The sequence below is a fragment of the Streptomyces sp. NPDC058295 genome (genome assembly GCF_042880655.1).
Taxonomy (GTDB): Bacteria; Actinomycetota; Actinomycetes; order Streptomycetales; family Streptomycetaceae; genus Streptomyces; species Streptomyces coriariae.
In genome coordinates this window covers 1-17,771 of the sequence record NZ_JBHVYO010000031.1, presented here as the reverse complement: position 1 = coordinate 17,771, position 17,771 = coordinate 1, and the positions used below count along the sequence as shown (strand labels likewise).

Here is a 17,771-nt window from a genome sequence, read left to right as displayed (position 1 = left end):
TCACGAGAACGGGAACATCCGCTTTTCTTTCGTGACCTTGGGAACCAAGGAAAAGTGCCCCGAGTCGGATTCGAACCGACGCTGGATGGGTTTTGAATCCATGGCCTCTACCGCTGGGCTACCGGGGCCCCTTCGAAACGAAGGTCAGCGGTCACCCGCTGTGTCACTACCTTACCGCAGCTAGGTAGGCTCTTGTCAGCAGTACCCCTGTGCCCTGAACGAGGAGCCCCCGTGACCGCCCCCGAGTCGCCCCAGCCCGTGGACGCGCCCGACGACGACAAGTCGCACGTGCCTCCGCTGACGACCCGTGTCGTCATCGCCGAGGACGAGGCGCTGATCCGTCTCGACCTCAAGGAGATGCTGGAGGAGGAGGGCTACAGCGTCGTAGGCGAGGCCGGTGACGGTGAGCAGGCGATCGAGCTGGCCCGTGAGCACAAGCCGGACCTGGTCATCCTGGACGTGAAGATGCCCAAGATGGACGGTATCTCCGCCGCGGAGAAGATCGCCGAGGAGCGCATCGCGCCGGTGCTGATGCTGACGGCGTTCTCGCAGCGCGATCTCGTCGAGCGGGCGCGGGACGCCGGTGCGATGGCGTACCTGGTGAAGCCGTTCAGCAAGAGTGACGTCGTGCCGGCGATCGAGATGGCCGTCTCGCGGTTCACGGAGCTGCGGGAGCTGGAGAACGAGGTCGCGGACCTCACGCTGCGGCTGGAGACCCGCAAGCTGGTGGACCGGGCGAAGTCGATTCTGCAGACGGAGTACGGGCTGACGGAGCCGGCCGCGTTCCGGTGGATCCAGAAGACGTCGATGGACCGGCGGATGTCGATGCAGCAGGTCGCCGAGGCGGTCATTCAGGACGCGGACGAGAAGAAGTCGTCCAAGGGCTGACCGGCTTAGCCGCTTACGAAACGACGAGGCCCGCGCCCGGAGAAGGGGCGCGGGCCTCGTCGTGTGCGAGTGGTGTCGCGAGGGGGGTGCTCAGTCCTCGCCGAGGTACGCCTTGCGGACGGACTCGTCGTGGAGGAGGTCCTGGCCCGAGCCGGAGAGGACGATCTTGCCGATCTCCATGACGTGGCCGTGGTCGGCGAGCGACAGGGCGGCCTGGGCGTTCTGCTCGATGAGCAGGATGGTCATGCCCTGGGCCTTGAGCTCGACGATGGTGGACATGATCTTCTGCATCATGATGGGGGAGAGGCCCATGGAGGGTTCGTCCAGCATGAGCAGTTTGGGCTGGGACATGAGGGCGCGGCCCATGGCGAGCATCTGCTGTTCGCCGCCGGAGAGGGTGCCGGCGGCCTGCTTGCGGCGCTCTCCCAGGATGGGGAAGAGGTCGTAGGCGCGCTGGATGTCCTTTTCGATGCCGGCTTTGTCGCTGCGGAGGAAGGCGCCGAGGCGGAGGTTGTCCTCGATCGTCATGCGCGGGAAGATGTGCCGCCCCTCGGGGGAGTGGGCGAGTCCGAGCGAGACGATGTCGTGGGCGGGGATCTTCTTCAGCGATTTGCCGTTGAATTTGATCTGGCCGCCGACGGGCTTGAGCAGACCGGACAGGGTGCGCAGGGTGGTGGTCTTGCCGGCGCCGTTGGTGCCGATCAGGGTGACGACCTCGCCGGCCTCGACCTTGAACGAGATGCCTTTGACGGCTTCGATCTTGCCGTAGGCGACCCGGAGGTCCTCGACTTCGAGCAGTGCGGTCATCGGTCGTTCTCCTTGCCGGGCGCGGCGTCCGTCGGGGTGGCGGCGCTCTCGGCTTTCGCTTCGGCGGCCTCGACTTCGGCTATTTCTTCGTCGCCGGGGGCGTTTTCGAAGGGTTCGCCGAGGTAGGCGGCGACCACTCGTTCGTCGCCCTGGACGGTCGCGCTGTCGCCTTCGACGAGCTTCTCGCCCTGGACGAGTACGGCGACGCGGTCGCAGAGGTTGAAGATGAAGCGCATGTCGTGCTCGATGACGAGGACGGCGATGCCCTTGTCGCGGATGGCGAAGACGAGTTCTTCGGTCGCGCGGGTTTCCTGGGGGTTCATGCCGGCGGTGGGCTCGTCCAGGAGGAGGAGGCCGGGCTCGCTCGCGAGTGCGCGGGCGATTTCGAGCTTGCGCTGTTCGCCGTAGGGCAGGTTGCGGGCGAGGTGGTCGGCCTTGTTCTCCAGGCCGATGAACTCCAGGAGTTCCATGGCGCGTTCGCGGCTGGCTGCTTCGGCGCGGTGGAAGGAGGGGAGCCGCAGGACGGCCGACCAGAAGCCTTCCTTGGTGCGGGTGTGGCGGCCGACGAGGACGTTTTCCAGGACGGTCATGTTGGAGAACAGACGGATGTTCTGGAAGGTGCGGGCGATGCCTGCGGCCGTGACCTTGAAGGATTTGGGCGGCAGGACGGTGCCCTTGTAGCGGACTTCGCCTTCGGTGGGGATGTAGAGGCCGGTGAGGCAGTTGAAGAAGGTGGTCTTGCCGGCTCCGTTGGGGCCGATGAGGCCGACGATTTCTCCGGCGTTGACGTGGAGGTCGACGTCGCGGACGGCGGTGAGGCCGCCGAAGCGCATGGTGACGCCGCGGGCTTCGAGGACCCTTTCGCCGACAGGGGCGGCAGGGGCCGTGGTGGTGGTGTCGGTGGTCATGGTGGTCAGGCCCCTGCCTTGGTCAGGACGGTGGGAGCTTCCGCGTCCTCGTGGAACTCGAGCTGGCGGCGCCGGTTGGGGATGAGTCCCTCGGGGCGGAAGCGCATCAGCAGGATGAGGGCGAGGCCGAAGGCGAAGAGCTGGTAGTCGCCGAGGAACTGGAGCTTGTTGGGGATGAGGAAGAGCAGTGCCGCGCCGATGAGGGGGCCGCTGATGGTGCCCATGCCGCCGAGGACGACTGCGGCGAGCAGGAAGGCGGAGTTGGGCGGGATGGGGCCGGCGAAGAGGTACTGCTCGGGGGTCACGGTGTAGGTGACGTGGGCCTGGACGGTGCCGGCGAGGCCGGCGAGGGAGGCGCCGACGGCGAAGGCGATGAGCTTGACGCGGAAGCCGTTGATGCCCATGGCGAGGGCGGCGGTCTCGTCTTCGCGGATGGCGACCCAGGCGCGGCCGATGCGCGAGTCGCCGCTGCGTCGGAAGACCAGGACGACGACGGCGGTGATGACGAGCATCAGGAAGAAGTAGTTGGCGAAGCGGCCGATGGTGAATCCGGCGATGGCGTGTTCGACTCCGAAGTCGAACCCGAGGATGTTGAGGTTCGGGATGGAGGAGATGCCGTTGGAGCCGTTGGTGATGTCGGGGCCGGAGGTGCCGTCGAGGTTGTTGGCGGTGATGCGGAAGATCTCGCCGAAGCCGAGGGTGACGATGGCGAGGTAGTCGCCGCGCAGTCGCAGGGTCGGGGCGCCGATGAGGACGCCGAAGACGAGGGAGGCGGCGGCGCCCACGAGGACGGCGGCCCAGAACGGGAAGTGCACGTCGAAGGGGGAGCTGGGGGAGCCGGAGACCATGGCGGCGGCGTAGGCGCCGACGCCGAGGAAGGCGACGTAGCCGAGGTCGAGGAGGCCGGCGAGGCCGACGACGATGTTGAGGCCGAGGGCGACGGTGCCGAAGATGAGGATGTAGACGCCGACGGTGGCGTACTGGTCGTCGGTCTGGGTGAAGGGGAACATCGCGGCGGCGACAAAGGCGCCGCAGATGGTGATGTTCTGGTGGCGGGCGGAGATCTGGCTGGCCTGGGCGACGAGGCCGGACTTGTTGAGTGCGGCGAAGCCGAAGGCGGCCGTGATCAGGAAGCCGATGAAGAGTTCGTCGTACTCGGTGCCGATGCCGTAGGTGAAGACGGTGAGGCCGAGGCCGAGGACGGCGACGATGATCAGGATCTCGGCGTAGGAGGGCAGGGTGCCGAGGGTGCGGGCGGTGCCGCCGGCGAAGGCTGCCTTGGTGGTGTCCCGGCCGGCGCGGAGGCGGTGGCGGAAGAGGTCCCAGCCGGTGTCGTCCGGGTCGTGGGGTTCGGGTTCGGGGCGCTCGAAGGGGAGGGCGAGGGCGCCGAGGAAGGCGGCGAGGGTGGCGAGGGCGGCGATGTAGCCGCCGGGCTCGAGGTTGACGATGCCGCCGAGGTCGACGGTGATGGCGATGACCGTGTACCAGACGGTGGCGAAGGCGGCGAGTGCGGCGAATTTGATCGCGCCGTCGGCGCCGGCCGGGGTGAGCCAGCGCAGCCCCTTCACGCCGTAGGAGGACAGGCCGAAGAGGGTGGTGAGGGCGCCGCCGATGAGGGCGAGGACCTGGAGGCCGCCGGGGTAGCCGTAGACGGTGAGGTCGCCGGGGAAGGCGGAGGTCCAGGTCCAGGCGAGGAAGGTGGAGACGACGGTGAGGGCGCCGCCGCCGGTGGCGAGGGCGCGGCCGAGGTGTGCCGGGATGCCGATGAGGCCGGTGGCCGGCCCGGAGGCGGGGGTGCTCGGGGTCTCGGGTGCGGTGGTCTGTGTGGTCATCGGTGTCACGCCCTGTCCGCGACGCGCTCGCCGAGCAGGCCCTGTGGCCTGAACAGCAGTACGAGGATGAGAAGTACGAAGGCCCAGACGTCGGCCCAGGACTGGCTGCCGAACTTGTCCATGCCGGGGATGTCGGCGATGTAGGCGGTGGCCAGGGTTTCGGCGATGCCGAGGACCACGCCGCCGATCATGGCGCCGTAGATGTTGCCGATGCCGCCGAGGACGGCTGCGGTGAAGGCCTTGAGACCGAGGATGAAGCCCATGCGGTAGTCGATCTGGCCGTACTTGAGGCCGTAGGCGACACCGCCGATGGCGGCGAAGACGGCGCCGAGGGCGAAGGCGATCACGATGATGCGGTCGGTGTTGACGCCCATGAGCTTGGCGGTGTCCGGGTCCTGCGCGGTGGCCTGCATGCCGCGTCCGGTGCGGGTCTTCATGACGAAGTAGGCGAGGACGGCCATGCTGATGGGGGCGGCGGCGAGGAGGAAGATGTCACCGGTCTGGATGGTGACGTCGCCGATGTGGAAGGGGCCGCCTTCGATCTGGGGGAAGGTGCGGGCCGAGGTGGCTTCCGGGTACCAGGCCCAGACCGCCTGCTGGAGGGCCAGGGAGAGGCCGATGGCGGTGATGAGGGGGGCGAGACGGGGTGCGCCGCGCAGGGGGCGGTAGGCGAACCGTTCCGCTCCGATGGCGACGAGGACGGCGACCAGGATGGCGCCGATGAGCATGAGCGGCAGGGCTATCCACATGGTCGTGCCGTTCGGCAGGACCCAGAGGTAGACGGAGAGAGCCCCGAATGCGCCCGTCATGAAGATCTCGCCGTGGGCGAAGTTGATGAGCTGGACGATGCCGTAGACCATTGTGTAGCCAATGGCGACCAGCCCGTACATGGATCCCAGTAGCAGGCCGTTGACCAGCTGCTGCGGCAGTTCGTTCACCGCATGTCCTCCGAGACGTTCGGATAATTTCGACGTGTGTGTCCGGATGTGAGTTCGCGCGGGGCGCCAGTGGAACAGCGCCCCGCGCGGCTCGTGTGATGCGGGGTGGGTCAGCCGGAGTAGGTGCCGGACTTGACCGGCTTCCAGGCACCGTTCTCGACGGCGTAGACGGTGAGCTGCTTGTTGGTGGCGTCACCGAACTCGTCGAAGGAGACCTTGCCGGTCACACCGTCGAAGGAGACGTTCTGCATGGCGGCGGTGACCTTGGCGCGGGCGTCGTCGGGAAGCTTGCCGTCGTTGTCGTCGACGGCCTTCTTCACGGCTTCGATGATCGCCCAGGCCGAGTCGTAGGAGTAGCCGCCGTAGGCCTCGTAGGCCTCCTTGTAGCCCTCGGTCTTGTAGTTGGCGACGAACTCCTTGGCGGAGGGGAGCTGCTCGACCGGGGCGCCGACGGAGGTGGCGAGGTCGCCGGCGGCGGTGGCGCCGGCCAGCTTGATGAAGTCGGCGCTGTAGATGCCGTCACCGCCGACCACGGGGATCTTGGCGCCGGCGGCCTTGATCTGCTTGCTCAGGGGGCCGGCCTGGGGGTACTCGCCGCCGTAGTAGACGACGTCGGCGCCGGAGGTCTTGACCTTGGTGGCGATGGCCGAGAAGTCCTTGCTGTCCGGGTTGATGTGCTCGGTGCCGGCCACCGTGCCGCCGAGCTTCTTGAACTCCTCGGTGAAGGTTCCGGCGAGGCCGGCGCCGTAGGTCTTCTTGTCGTCGATGACGAAGACCTTCTTCTTCTTGGCGTCGTTGATCAGGTACTGCGCGGCGAACGGGCCCTGGATGGCGTCCGTGGTCGCGGTGCGGAAGTACGACTTGTAGACGCGCTTCTTGGAGGTCGCCCAGTCGGTGCCCTGGGTGAGCGCCGGGTTGGTGTTGGCCGGGGAGACCTCGACGAGCTTGGCGTCGTCGAAGACCTTCTGCATCGACTCGGCGACGGAGGAGTTCAGCGGGCCGACCACGCCGAGGACGGACTTGTCGGCGACGAGCTTGGTGGCGTTCTGCTGGCCCGAGGACGGCTGGGCCTGGTCGTCGAGCGCCTCGACCTTGAAGGTGATGCCGTCGACGTACTTCTGCTTGTTGGCCGTCTTGGCGGCGAGGTCGACAGAGTTCTTGATGCCGAGGCCCAGCGCGGACAGGTCGCCGGTCAGCGGGGCGTCGATACCGATGGTGACGGTGGTGCCGCCGCTGTCGGAGCCCTTGTCGTCGCTGTCTCGCGAACCGCAAGCGGTGAGGGTGAGTGCTCCTGCGGACAGCGCGGCGGTAATGGCGATGAGCGAACGTTGACGCACGTTCCAGTCCTTTCCCTGGGCGGCTCTCCCCCCTGGAAGAGGCCGAGTCGAGCGCTGGGCCGAAGGGGTATTCCAGCAGCGCGGTGACTGGGCGTGACTCTAAGCGGGTGAAGCTGACGGGGAGGAGGGTCTGACCGATGCTGTGACGCTCTTGTTATGACACGAGGTAATGCAGAGCGGTACTTGGTGGGTGGAACGGCTGAATTCAGGCCGATTCGCCCTGTCCACATGGTGAGAACGTGCAGGACGAACCCGGGTGCGTTCAGGCGTCTCAGGCGTTTTGGTGATTACTTGATTCGTTGCTGCAGGCGACTTGTAGGGCCGCGGACAGGTCGTGCGCATAGCGGGTGCCGAGGATGAAACTGTGGACTTGTATTGCGCGCGCATTACGTAGAGTTACGTCTACGAAAGGGAGTCCGACGTTCTTAGGCACTTTTCCGCATTCCGTTACCCGCATGGTGAGGACGACCTTGCGGGCGGAACCCGCTTTTGTCCTGAAGGGGGCGCGGGGGGCCGAGGTCAGGGAAAGTCCGAGGTACGGCTGAGCGACTCGGGTCACGGTGACGGGTGGGCCGGACTCCACGCCGAGCACGATGTCGAAGGCGAAGGTGCGAGGGCGGGTGCCGGGCGGTACGGCGACCTCACCGAGGTAGCTGACGTCCACCACCTGGGACGGGAACGGCGGTGCGGGGGCCGCCTGTTCGGTGTCGTGCGGCCGCGTCGCGTAGAGGTAGCCGCCGCCCGCGAGGAGGACCACCGCGCCGAGGACGGCCGACGCGGCCCGGCGGTGCGCGGCATGGAAGCGGACGAGTCGACGGAGCGGGCGGACGGCGGGAGTTGAGGCGTCCGGGCCGAGGATGCTCGGGTCGAGGGCGTCGGTGCGGACGGGGGTGTGGGCGCCCTCGGCGGTCTCCCACGCGTGCGTGCCCTCGCCGGGCTCCACGGGGCCGACGCCGCTCACTGCCAGGGCCCCTCGGTCGGGCCGCCGGAGCGGTACCGGTCCGCGCAGCCCCGGCCCGCCTCGCGGTCGATCAACTCGTCCGCCGCGTCGGCCCCTTGACGCTTCTTCACGGCCCGCGCGGCGTCCACGACGGTCCGCAGGATCTCGTACTGCCCGTTGGACAGCCCCATCGACTGGTAGTCCCCGTAGGCGGTGCTGTCCAGGACCTCGCGCGACCAGTGGGCGACGATGCGGGAGCACAGTTCCTCGGGCGAGGTGGTGGAAGCGGACGCCGTCGGGGTGCCGCTCGCGTCGGCGCTCCCCGAGGCTCCGCAGCCGGTCGCCAGCAGGACCGCCATCAAGGCCGCCGACAAGGCCGCCGGTAACGCCGGTCCGGGCAGCCGCCCCACCGCCCCCGCCCGTGGGGCTCCTCCCGTGGTCATGCCCCCGACGCTAGGCCGCCGCGGTGGCGGTGGGCAACGGCCGCGCGTGGGTGACCCTGCGGAGCGCCGGTGCCGTCAGTGAGCGGCGCGCACCTGCGCGCCGTCGCCGGCCCGGACGTCGCGCAGCAGACAGGTGAGTCGCGCGGTGCACACGCGCCGGCCTTCCTGGTCGCTGATCACGATCTCGTACGTCGCGGTGGAGCGCCCCTGGTGCACGGGCGTGGCCACGCCGGTGACCAGGCCGGAGCGGACTCCGCGGTGGTGGGTGCAGTTCAGGTCGACACCGACCGCGATCTTGGTGCTGCCGCCGTGCAGCATGGCGCCGACCGAGCCGAGGGTCTCGGCGAGGACGGCGGAGGCGCCGCCGTGCAGCAGGCCGTAGGGCTGGGTGTTGCCCTCGACCGGCATGGTGCCGACGACCCGGTCGGCGGAGGCCTCGACGATCTCCACGCCCATGCGGTTGCCGAGGTGGCCGGCGGAGAACAGGGCCAGGATGTCGATGCCGAGGGCGTCGTACTCGTCGATGACCTCTTGCGGGAACTTCACGTGCTGCTGCTCGCCCATGGGGCCCGGCTCCGTTCGTCGATCACAGTCCAGCGTGACTTAAGCAAACGCTCAGTCGGTAGCCGATTGTTCCAGACGGACGACGACGGACTTGCTGGCAGGGGTGTTGCTGGTGTCGGCGGTCGCGTCCAGCGGGACCAGGACGTTGGTCTCCGGGTAGTACGCGGCCGCGCAGCCCCGGCTGGTCGGGTACAGCACGACCCGGAAACCGGGCGCCCGCCGCTCCACCCCGTCCCGCCATTCGCTCACCAAGTCCACGTAGGAGCCCTCGGCGAGCCCGAGGGCGCGCGCGTCCTCGGCGTTGACCAGGACCACCCGGCGGCCGTTCTTGATGCCCCGGTAGCGGTCGTCGAGGCCGTAGATCGTGGTGTTGTACTGGTCGTGCGAGCGCAGCGTCTGCAGCAGCAGCCGGCCCTCGGGCAGCTTCGGGTACTCGACCGGGGCCGCGGTGAAGTTGGCCTTGCCGGTCGCGGTGGGGAAGCGGCGCTCGTCGCGCGGGGCGTGCGGGAGGGTGAAGCCCTCGGGGCGGGCCACGCGCGCGTTGAAGTCGTCGAAGCCCGGGATCACGCGCGCTATGCGGTCGCGGATCGTCGCGTAGTCCTTCTCGAACTCCTCCCACGGCACCTTGCTGTCCTCGCCGAGCACGTGGCGCGCGAGGCGGCAGACGATGGCGGGCTCGGACAGCAGGTGCGCGCTCGCGGGCGCGAGGCGGCCGCGTGAGGCGTGCACCATGCCCATGGAGTCCTCGACGGTCACGAACTGCTCGCCGCCGCCCTGGAGGTCGCGCTCGGTGCGGCCGAGCGTCGGCAGGATCAGGGCCCGCGCTCCCGTCACGACGTGCGAGCGGTTGAGTTTCGTCGACACGTGCACGGTCAGCCGGGCGCGCCGCATGGCCGCCTCGGTGACCTCGGTGTCCGGGGAGGCGGAGACGAAGTTGCCGCCCATCGCGAAGAACAGCTTCGCCTCGCCGTCGCGCAGTGCGCGGATCGCGCGGACGACGTCGAAGCCGTGCTCGCGCGGGGGAGCGAAGCCGAACTCCTTCTCCAGGGCGTCCAGGAAGGCGGGCGCGGGCCGCTCGAAGATGCCCATGGTGCGGTCGCCCTGCACGTTCGAGTGGCCGCGCACCGGGCACACGCCCGCGCCCGGGCGGCCGATGTTGCCGCGCAGCAGAAGGAAGTTGACGACCTCGCGGATCGTCGGCACGGAGTGCTTGTGCTGGGTGAGGCCCATGGCCCAGCAGACGATGGTGCGCTCGGAGGCGAGCACCATGCGCAGCGTTTCCTCGATCTCCGCGCGGGTGAGGCCGGTCGCGGTGAGCGTCTCGTCCCAGTCCGCGGCGCGGGCCGTGTCGGCGAACTCCTCGAAGCCGTGGGTGTGTTCGGCGATGAACGCGTCGTCGAGCGCGCCGTCGGTGTCGAGGACGAGCTTGTTGAGGAGGCGGAAGAGGGCCTGGTCGCCGCCGATACGGATCTGCAGGAAGAGGTCGGTGAGCGAGGCGCCCGCGGTGAGGCCCTTGGCGGTCTGCGGGTTCTTGAAGCGCTCCAGACCCGCCTCGGGCAGCGGGTTCACGCTGATGATCTTCGCGCCGCCCGCCTTGGCCTTCTCCAGCGCGGACAGCATGCGCGGGTGGTTGGTGCCCGGGTTCTGCCCGGCGACGATGATCAGGTCGGCCTGGTAGAGGTCCTCGAGCAGGACGCTGCCCTTGCCGATGCCGATGGTCTCCGACAGGGCCGAGCCGGACGACTCGTGGCACATGTTGGAGCAGTCCGGGAGGTTGTTCGTGCCGAGTTCGCGGGCGAAGAGCTGGTAGAGGAACGCGGCCTCGTTGCTGGTGCGGCCCGAGGTGTAGAAGACGGCCTCGTCGGGAGAGGCGAGCGCGGCGGTCTCCTCGGCGATGATGTCGAAGGCGCGCTCCCAGGTCACCGGTTCGTAGCGCTCGCCGCCCTCGGGGAGGTACATGGGGTGGGTGAGGCGGCCCTGCTGGCCGAGCCAGTAGCCGCTGCGGCCGGCGAGGTCGGCGACGGGGTGCGCGACGAAGAACTCGGGGGTGACCCGGCGCAGGGTCGCCTCCTCGGCGACCGCCTTCGCGCCGTTCTCACAGAACTCGGCGGTGTGCCGGTGCTCGGGCTCGGGCCAGGCGCAGCCGGGGCAGTCGAAGCCGTCCTTCTGGTTGACGCGCAGCAGGGTCAGCGCGGTGCGCTTCACACCCATCTGCTGCTGGGCCATGCGCAGGGAGTGCCCGACGGCCGGCAGGCCCGCCGCGACGTGCTTCGGCTCGGCGACCTGCGGAGCGTCCTGGACCGGATCGGCCTTGGGCGGCTTCGTTGCCATCGCGCGCTCTCCTTCGCTCGCCTGTGCCACGGACGGCGACGATCCTCGCACGAGGCACCGACAGCGTTCACGTGCGGGCCGGTCGGCGGGCGGGAGCAAAGCTTGCGGCGGACAGCGGCCGGCGGACAACGGCCGGTGCCGGCGGACAACGGCCGGCCGACGGCCCTGGGGATCCCGTGAGCCGTGGTGGCCGGGACCGAGTGTCAGTGGGGCGTGGCAGGATCGGGGGCGTGGCAGAGACAGCAGCGAAGAAGACCGATACTCCCGCCGGCAGCCGGCCCCGCCTGATGCTCATGGACGGGCACTCGCTGGCCTACCGCGCGTTCTTCGCGCTGCCCGCGGAGAATTTCACCACCGCGACGGGCCAGCCGACGAACGCGATCTACGGCTTCGCGTCGATGCTGGCCAACACCCTGCGTGACGAGGCGCCCACGCACTTCGCGGTCGCGTTCGACGTGTCCCGCAAGACCTGGCGCTCCGAGGAGTTCACCGAGTACAAGGCGAACCGCTCCAAGACACCGGACGAGTTCAAGGGCCAGGTCGAGCTGATCGGCGAGCTGCTCGACGCGATGCACGTGTCCCGGTTCGCGGTGGACGGCTTCGAGGCGGACGACGTCATCGCCACGCTCGCCACCCAGGCCGAGGCCGAGGGCTTCGAGGTGCTGATCGTCACCGGCGACCGTGACTCCTTCCAGCTGGTGTCCGAGCACACCACGGTGCTGTATCCGACGAAGGGCGTCTCGGAGCTGACCCGGTTCACGCCGGAGAAGGTCGTCGAGAAGTACGGGCTGACGCCCGCCCAGTACCCCGACTTCGCGGCGCTGCGCGGCGACCCGTCCGACAACCTGCCGGGCATCCCCGGCGTCGGTGAGAAGACGGCCGCGAAGTGGATCAACCAGTTCGGTTCGTTCGCGGAGCTCGTCGAGCGCGTCGAGGAGGTCAAGGGCAAGGCCGGGCAGAACCTGCGCGACCACCTGGAGGCCGTCAAGCTCAACCGCCGCCTCACCGAGATGGTCACCACCGTCGAGCTGCCGAAGACGGTCGTCGAGCTGGAGCGCGCCCCGTACGACCGCACGACCGTCGCGATGATCCTGGACACCCTGGAGATCAGGAACCCGTCCCTGCGCGAGCGGCTGTTCGCGGTCGACCCCGGCGGCGAGGAGGCCGAGGCGACACCGGTGATCACCGCCGGGGTGGAGCTGGACGGCACGGTGCTGGGCACCGGCGAGCTGGCCGGCTGGCTCGCGGAGCACGGCACCGACACCCTCGGCGTCGCCACCGTCGACGCCTGGGCGCTGGGCGCCGGCTCGGTCGCCGAGATCGCGCTCGCCGCGGCCGGGGGAGCGGCCGCCTGGTTCGACCCGGCGGAGCTCGACGAGGCCGACGAGACGGCGTGGGCGGCCTGGATCGCCGCCGAGGACCGCCCCAAGGTCCTGCACAACGCCAAGGGCGCCATGCGGGTCTTCGCCGAGCACGGCTGGTCCGTCGCCGGCGTCGGCATGGACACGGCGCTGGCCGCCTACCTGGTCAAGCCGGGCCGCCGCTCCTTCGACCTGGACGCGCTGTCCCTGGAGTACCTGGGCCGTGAGCTGGCCCCGGCCGCCGCGGCCGACGGCCAGCTCGCCTTCGGCGCGGACGACAGCGCCGAGGCCGAGGCCCTCATGGTGCAGGCCCGCACGATCGTCGACCTCGGCGAGGCGTTCCGCGGCCGGCTGGAGGAGGTCGGCGCGGCCGACCTGCTGCGCGACATGGAGCTGCCGACCTCCGCCCTCCTGGCCCGCCTGGAGCGGCACGGCATCGCCGCCGACCGCGCCCACCTGGAGGCCATGGAGCAGATGTTCGCGGGCGCCGTCCAGCAGGCCGTGAAGGAGGCGCACGCGGCGGCCGGGCACGAGTTCAACCTGGGCTCGCCCAAGCAGCTCCAGGAGGTCCTCTTCGGGGAGCTGGGCCTGCCGAAGACGAAGAAGACCAAGACCGGCTACACCACCGACGCCGACGCCCTGGCCTGGCTCGCGGGCCAGACGGACAACGAGCTGCCGGTCATCATGCTCCGCCACCGCGAACAGGCGAAGCTGCGGGTCACCGTCGAAGGCCTGATCAAGACGATCGCCGCGGACGGCCGCATCCACACCACGTTCAACCAGACCGTCGCCGCCACCGGCCGGCTGTCGTCCACGGACCCGAACCTCCAGAACATCCCCGTCCGCACCGACGAGGGTCGGGCGATCCGCCGCGGCTTCGTCGTCGGCGAGGGCTTCGAGTCCCTGATGACGGCCGACTACAGCCAGATCGAGCTGCGCGTGATGGCGCACCTGTCGGAGGACGCGGGCCTCATCGAGGCGTTCACCTCGGGCGAGGACCTGCACACCACGGCCGCCTCCCAGGTGTTCGGCGTGGAGCCCGGCGCGGTGGACGCGGAGATGCGGCGCAAGATCAAGGCGATGTCCTACGGCCTGGCGTACGGTCTGTCGGCGTTCGGCCTGTCCCAGCAGCTGAACATCGACGCGGGCGAGGCCCGTGGCCTGATGGACGCCTACTTCGAGCGCTTCGGCGGCGTCCGGGACTACCTGCGCCGCGCGGTCGACGAGGCACGGGCGACGGGCTACACGGCGACGCTCTTCGGCCGCCGCCGCTATCTGCCCGACCTCAACAGCGACAACCGCCAGCGCCGCGAGGCGGCCGAGCGCATGGCCCTCAACGCGCCGATCCAGGGCACGGCGGCGGACATCGTCAAGATCGCCATGCTCAAGGTGGACGCGGCCCTGCGCGCGGCGGACCTCAAGTCCCGCATGCTGCTCCAGGTCCACGACGAAATCGTCCTGGAGATCGCCCCCGGCGAGCGGACGGCGGTCGAGGAGCTGCTCCGCCGGGAGATGGCCCAAGCCGTCCGGCTCAGGGCCCCGCTGGACGTGTCGGTCGGCGCGGGCGCGGACTGGGAGTCGGCGGCGCACTAGTCTCCGCCGGGGCGGCGGCGCACTGGCCTCCGCCCGGGGCGGCCCGCCGCTCTCCTCCGGACCAGCCGGACCAGCTGGAAGGGGCTCTGCCGTCGCGGCAGGGCCCCTTCGCGTGCCTCGTGGGAGCCGGTGCCGTACGAGCCGGTGCCGTATGAGCCGGTGCGTCGCGAGGAGCCCGGTCACCGCCGGTACATCCCCCGAAGGGCCCTCACCCGCGTGGCCCCCGAGAACAGGCCCCTGCCGGGACCTGGCCACCAGGATGCCGCCATGGGTATACGCATGCTCCGCCGCCGGAAGGCCCACGCACGCGTTCTCGCCACGGTGGCCGCGAACCCGTGGTCCCGGCCCGGCGCGGCTTCCCGGACCCGGCCGCGTCCCGCCCTCGCGCCCGACGCCGCCACGCCCCGCATCCCGTGGGCCCCCGGCGCGGCCCTGCGCGCGGCCACCGCACGGTTCCGCGGTCCGGCTCTCACCCGGTTCCTGCCCCGGGTTCCGCCCCGGGTCCTGACCCGGTTCCTCGACGGGTTCATTTCCCGGAGCGGCAGCCGGCGGCGCCCGTGGGCCGAGGCGGTACGCGGTCATGTGGCAGCGGCCCTCGGCGTCCTCGGCCACCTCCGTGGCCGCCGTACGGTCCGTCGCATCCCCCTCTTCGTCGCGACGGCGACCCCCGTCACCGAACGCCCGGGCGACTCCGCCGCACACTGACCCCGTCTGCGTCTGCGTCTGCGTCTGCGTCTGTGTCTGCGTCCGCTTCCGGCGGCCCGGCGCCGGCATCCCGGGCGGCCGGATGAGCCGGATGAGCCGGGCGGGCCGCACGAGCCGGGCGCCACAGCCGCACGCAGACCGCGTACAGCAGCACCCCCAGCACCAGCCCGGCCCCCGCCCCGAAGCACAGCGTCGGGATGAGCTCCCACGGCTTCGCCTCGCGTGCGCCCCAGTACTCCCACCACCGCGTCGCCCGCCGTACCGCCGCGCCCAGTGCGCAACCGCCGATCACGGCACCCGCCCACCACCGGTCCCGCGCCGACAGCACCGCGACCCCCACCGGCTCGCCGGCCGGCGCCCGGCGCAGCGCGTACGTCACGAACGCGGCGAGCACGACCGCGGCCACGGCCGAACCCCCGTACTGGAGGTACCAGTACAGGGGCGAGCCGGCGATGTCCTCGCCGAGGACGGGGAACAGCCGCATGCCCCAGCGGTCGAGGTGTGTGAACGCGTCCCACACCACATGGGTCAGCGCGCCGAGCGCCGCGGAGACGTACCACCACCCGACGGTGGACGGCCGTACACGCGCGCGTGGCGCACCGCAGCGGGTCAGCGTGGCCGTCCGGCCCTGCCGGGACCGCGGCAGCAGTGCCACCAGCGGCTCGCGCACCAGCAGCCAGAGCCCCACCAGCACCCAGGCGACGAGCACATCCACCGTGAACACGCCGGGGAGGGAGTGCGTGACGTCGCCGAACTGCATGGCCCCGGACAGGACACTCGCCGCGTAGTAGGTCATGTCGGGAGCGAAGGAGCCCGCCACCAGGGCGCCCGGCACGAATGACCCGCGGCCGGTGCCGTCGGCGCGCAGGGCGGGCAGCACGGCCGCCGCATGACTCAGCGTGAACGGCAACGGAGCTCCCGGGGGCGGACGTTGACGGGCCGGTCGGCCCGATGATCTACGACGTCCAGTATGCGGGGCCTGGTTCCCGGCCAACGGCGCATGGCCGGCTGGTGAAAACGGCACCCGAACGGGTGCCGGTGCAAAAGAAGTTGTCGTAGGGTCGCCTGGGTCGGCATGCCCGAGGGCGCGTCGAACAGAAGAGCAGAGCAGGGCAAACCGCCCATGAGTGCAACCGTCGGAGCGGGTTGATCGTCACACCGGTGACGGCGGCGGCAGCGGCAACGGCCACAACAGTGGCAACAGCCGTAACGGCAGGGTGCAGGCGAAGAGACGGGCGTACCGCGTCCACGGGAGGGTTTCACTTCATGTCGGCGCATTTCGGCACGAGGCTGCGCAAGGGAGCGGTCAACACGACTGTGGCCGCACTGGCGGTAGCGGCTCTGGCCGCGTCCCAGGCACCGGACGTCACGGCCGACGGTCACGGCAGACAGACCGCCGCCGACACCCCGTCGTCCGCCGACAACGGCAGCGGCATCGGTGACAGCGCCACCGGCAACTCGCCGTACTACACGGACCTGCCGCCGCTGAAGAGTCCGAACCCGGCGCCGAGCGACAGTTCCTCCACCACCCCGGCCGCCACCAGCACCACGGAGGCGGGCATCCCGGCGACCGTCCTGGACGCCTACAAGAAGGCCGAGGCGGAGCTGGCGCAGTCCAAGCCCGGCTGCAACCTGCCCTGGCAACTGCTCGCCGCCATCGGCAAGGTCGAGTCGGGCCAGGCCCGCGGCGGCAATGTGACCGCCGACGGCACCACCATCTCGCCGATCCTCGGCCCGGTCCTCAACGGCGTCGGCTTCGCGAACATCAGCGACACCGACAACGGCGCGTACGACGGCGACAGCACCTACGACCGTGCCGTGGGCCCGATGCAGTTCATTCCGTCCACCTGGGCGTGGGCGGGCCGCGACGGCAACGCCGACGGCAAGAAGAACCCCAACAACATCTACGACGCCGCGCTCGCCGCCGGCCACTACCTGTGCCGTTACGACTGGGACATGTCGGCCACGTCCGGGATGCGCAGCGCGATCCTCAGCTACAACAACTCGACGGACTACCTGAACACCGTCCTGTCGTGGCTGGAGTACTACCGCAAGGGCACGCACGAGATCCCCAACGGCACCGGTACCGTGCCGGACAACCGCAGCGACGACGGCACCGGCTACACGCCCACCTCGCCGTCCACCCCGTCGACGCCCAGCACCCCCGCCACCCCCAGTACGCCCGACACGCCGAGCAAGCCGTCGACGCCCGGCAAGCCCGGCACTCCGTCGACGCCCGGCACCCCGACCCCGACCCCGACCCCGACGCCGACGCCGACCGAGACGGTCGGCCACCTCGAGGACGCGGGCACGGCGAGCCTCACGGCCATGTCGGGCGACGTGTTCACCGAACGCGTCAGCACCCGCGCGGAGACCGCGGCCGGCAAGGCCGTCGCCAAGGTCAGGATCCGCTTCACCATCGTCGGCGACACCGACGCCACGTTCACGGGCGGCGAGAGCGTCGCCACGATCGTCACCGACACCAGGGGCGTCGCCCTGGCGCCCGCCCTCCGGGCGGGTGAGAAGACCGGCGGCTTCACCGTCCGCGCCACGGTCCTCGGCCGCACGCTGTCCGCCCTCGACTACAAGGCCAACGTCACCGCCCGTGCCGCCGACACGCTCGCCCGCACCGGCAGCACCGCGCTGACCTGCACCGCCGGCGGAGAGTTCGCCGACCGGGTCGAGGTGAAGGCCACCTACAAGGGCGCCGTCGCGGACAAGGTGGCGGCCACCGCCACCCTGATCAAGTCGGCCGACGACACGACCACGAACGACAAGGGCCCCTACTTCAAGGACGCCGCCGGCAACCCCGTCCGCACCCTGGACCTCCAGACGGACGCGAACGGCCTGCTGGAGCTGCCCGCGCTCTACGCGGACGACACCGCCGGCACCTATCTGCTGCGCATCACCACGACGGGCGGAGCGACCCTGACGGTCGAACTCACCGTCACGGCAGCCGAGACCTCCACGCCCAGCCCGACGCCCAGCGAGTCGGAGTCGACGACCACCGGCTCGTAACCCTCCCGCTCGTAGCCCTCCCGAGGGCCCTGCGCCGGACTCCGCTCAGGACTCCGCTCAGGCTCCGCTGCGAACGACGACGGCGGCGCCCCTGTCTCCACAGGGG

General features: G+C 70.3%; 14 protein-coding genes and 1 tRNA gene. 4 read left to right on the top strand and 11 right to left on the bottom strand.

The genetic code is table 11. The features are described 5' to 3' along the window. Positions 1 to 55: 55 nt before the first annotated feature. Positions 56 to 128 (bottom strand) — tRNA-Leu (locus ACFVYS_RS28885). Between the two features lie 103 nt (positions 129 to 231). Between ACFVYS_RS28885 and ACFVYS_RS28880 the strand changes: the two genes are divergently transcribed. After that, complete coding sequence (locus ACFVYS_RS28880; RefSeq protein WP_020131824.1) at positions 232 to 888, top strand: ANTAR domain-containing response regulator; 657 nt, start codon at positions 232 to 234, stop codon at positions 886 to 888. A gap of 90 nt (positions 889 to 978) precedes the next feature. On the opposite strand, the gene ACFVYS_RS28875 is transcribed toward ACFVYS_RS28880, so the two are convergent. From ACFVYS_RS28875 to ACFVYS_RS28835, 9 genes are all read right to left on the bottom strand, one after another. Then, complete coding sequence (locus tag ACFVYS_RS28875) at positions 979 to 1,695, bottom strand: ABC transporter ATP-binding protein (RefSeq protein ID WP_389506683.1); 717 nt, start codon at positions 1,693 to 1,695, stop codon at positions 979 to 981. Further along, positions 1,692 to 2,603, bottom strand: coding sequence for an ABC transporter ATP-binding protein (locus tag ACFVYS_RS28870; protein ID WP_389506681.1), 912 nt, complete (start codon positions 2,601 to 2,603; stop codon positions 1,692 to 1,694). The genes ACFVYS_RS28875 and ACFVYS_RS28870 overlap by 4 nt, the downstream gene beginning before the upstream one ends. A gap of 5 nt (positions 2,604 to 2,608) precedes the next feature. Further along, the gene (locus tag ACFVYS_RS28865; RefSeq protein ID WP_389506680.1) at positions 2,609 to 4,435 is read right to left on the bottom strand and encodes a branched-chain amino acid ABC transporter permease; all 1,827 of its coding nucleotides are present in this window, start codon (positions 4,433 to 4,435) and stop codon (positions 2,609 to 2,611) included. Positions 4,436 to 4,440: 5 nt separating this feature from the next. Next, positions 4,441 to 5,373 carry a branched-chain amino acid ABC transporter permease gene (locus tag ACFVYS_RS28860; protein WP_020131828.1) on the bottom strand — a complete coding sequence of 311 codons (933 nt, stop codon included), beginning with the start codon at positions 5,371 to 5,373 and terminating at the stop codon, positions 4,441 to 4,443. 110 nt (positions 5,374 to 5,483) lie between these two features. Further along, positions 5,484 to 6,710: a branched-chain amino acid ABC transporter substrate-binding protein gene (locus ACFVYS_RS28855; RefSeq protein WP_389506678.1), complete on the bottom strand. Its 1,227-nt coding sequence runs from the start codon at positions 6,708 to 6,710 to the stop codon at positions 5,484 to 5,486. A gap of 271 nt (positions 6,711 to 6,981) precedes the next feature. Further along, entirely contained in the window at positions 6,982 to 7,671 is a 690-nt protein-coding gene (locus tag ACFVYS_RS28850; RefSeq protein WP_389506677.1) for a Tat pathway signal sequence domain protein, read from the bottom strand. Continuing rightward, the gene (locus tag ACFVYS_RS28845) at positions 7,668 to 8,093 is read right to left on the bottom strand and encodes a hypothetical protein (protein ID WP_389506675.1); all 426 of its coding nucleotides are present in this window, start codon (positions 8,091 to 8,093) and stop codon (positions 7,668 to 7,670) included. Before ACFVYS_RS28845 ends, ACFVYS_RS28850 begins: the two co-directional genes overlap by 4 nt. A 75-nt stretch (positions 8,094 to 8,168) precedes the next feature. Then, a complete protein-coding gene (locus tag ACFVYS_RS28840; protein WP_389506673.1) occupies positions 8,169 to 8,657 on the bottom strand; it encodes a PaaI family thioesterase in 489 nt (162 codons plus the stop codon). Between the two features lie 51 nt (positions 8,658 to 8,708). Continuing rightward, positions 8,709 to 10,988, bottom strand: a complete 2,280-nt coding sequence (locus ACFVYS_RS28835) for an FdhF/YdeP family oxidoreductase (protein ID WP_389506671.1) — start codon at positions 10,986 to 10,988, stop codon at positions 8,709 to 8,711. 230 nt (positions 10,989 to 11,218) lie between these two features. Here ACFVYS_RS28835 and polA point away from each other — a divergent pair, with 230 nt between their 5' ends. Further along, the gene (polA, locus tag ACFVYS_RS28830) at positions 11,219 to 13,942 is read left to right on the top strand and encodes a DNA polymerase I (RefSeq protein WP_389506669.1); all 2,724 of its coding nucleotides are present in this window, start codon (positions 11,219 to 11,221) and stop codon (positions 13,940 to 13,942) included. Between the two features lie 267 nt (positions 13,943 to 14,209). Then, on the top strand, positions 14,210 to 14,647 hold the full coding sequence (locus ACFVYS_RS28825) for a hypothetical protein (protein ID WP_389506667.1): 438 nt from the start codon (positions 14,210 to 14,212) through the stop codon (positions 14,645 to 14,647). Here the strand turns inward: ACFVYS_RS28825 and ACFVYS_RS28820 are convergent. After that, the gene (locus ACFVYS_RS28820) at positions 14,613 to 15,557 is read right to left on the bottom strand and encodes a DUF4184 family protein (protein WP_389506665.1); all 945 of its coding nucleotides are present in this window, start codon (positions 15,555 to 15,557) and stop codon (positions 14,613 to 14,615) included. The two genes, ACFVYS_RS28825 and ACFVYS_RS28820, sit on opposite strands and share 35 nt — an antisense overlap. A 356-nt stretch (positions 15,558 to 15,913) precedes the next feature. Between ACFVYS_RS28820 and ACFVYS_RS28815 the strand changes: the two genes are divergently transcribed. Further along, positions 15,914 to 17,665 carry a lytic transglycosylase domain-containing protein gene (locus tag ACFVYS_RS28815; protein WP_389506663.1) on the top strand — a complete coding sequence of 584 codons (1,752 nt, stop codon included), beginning with the start codon at positions 15,914 to 15,916 and terminating at the stop codon, positions 17,663 to 17,665. The last annotated feature ends 106 nt before the right edge of the window (positions 17,666 to 17,771 follow it).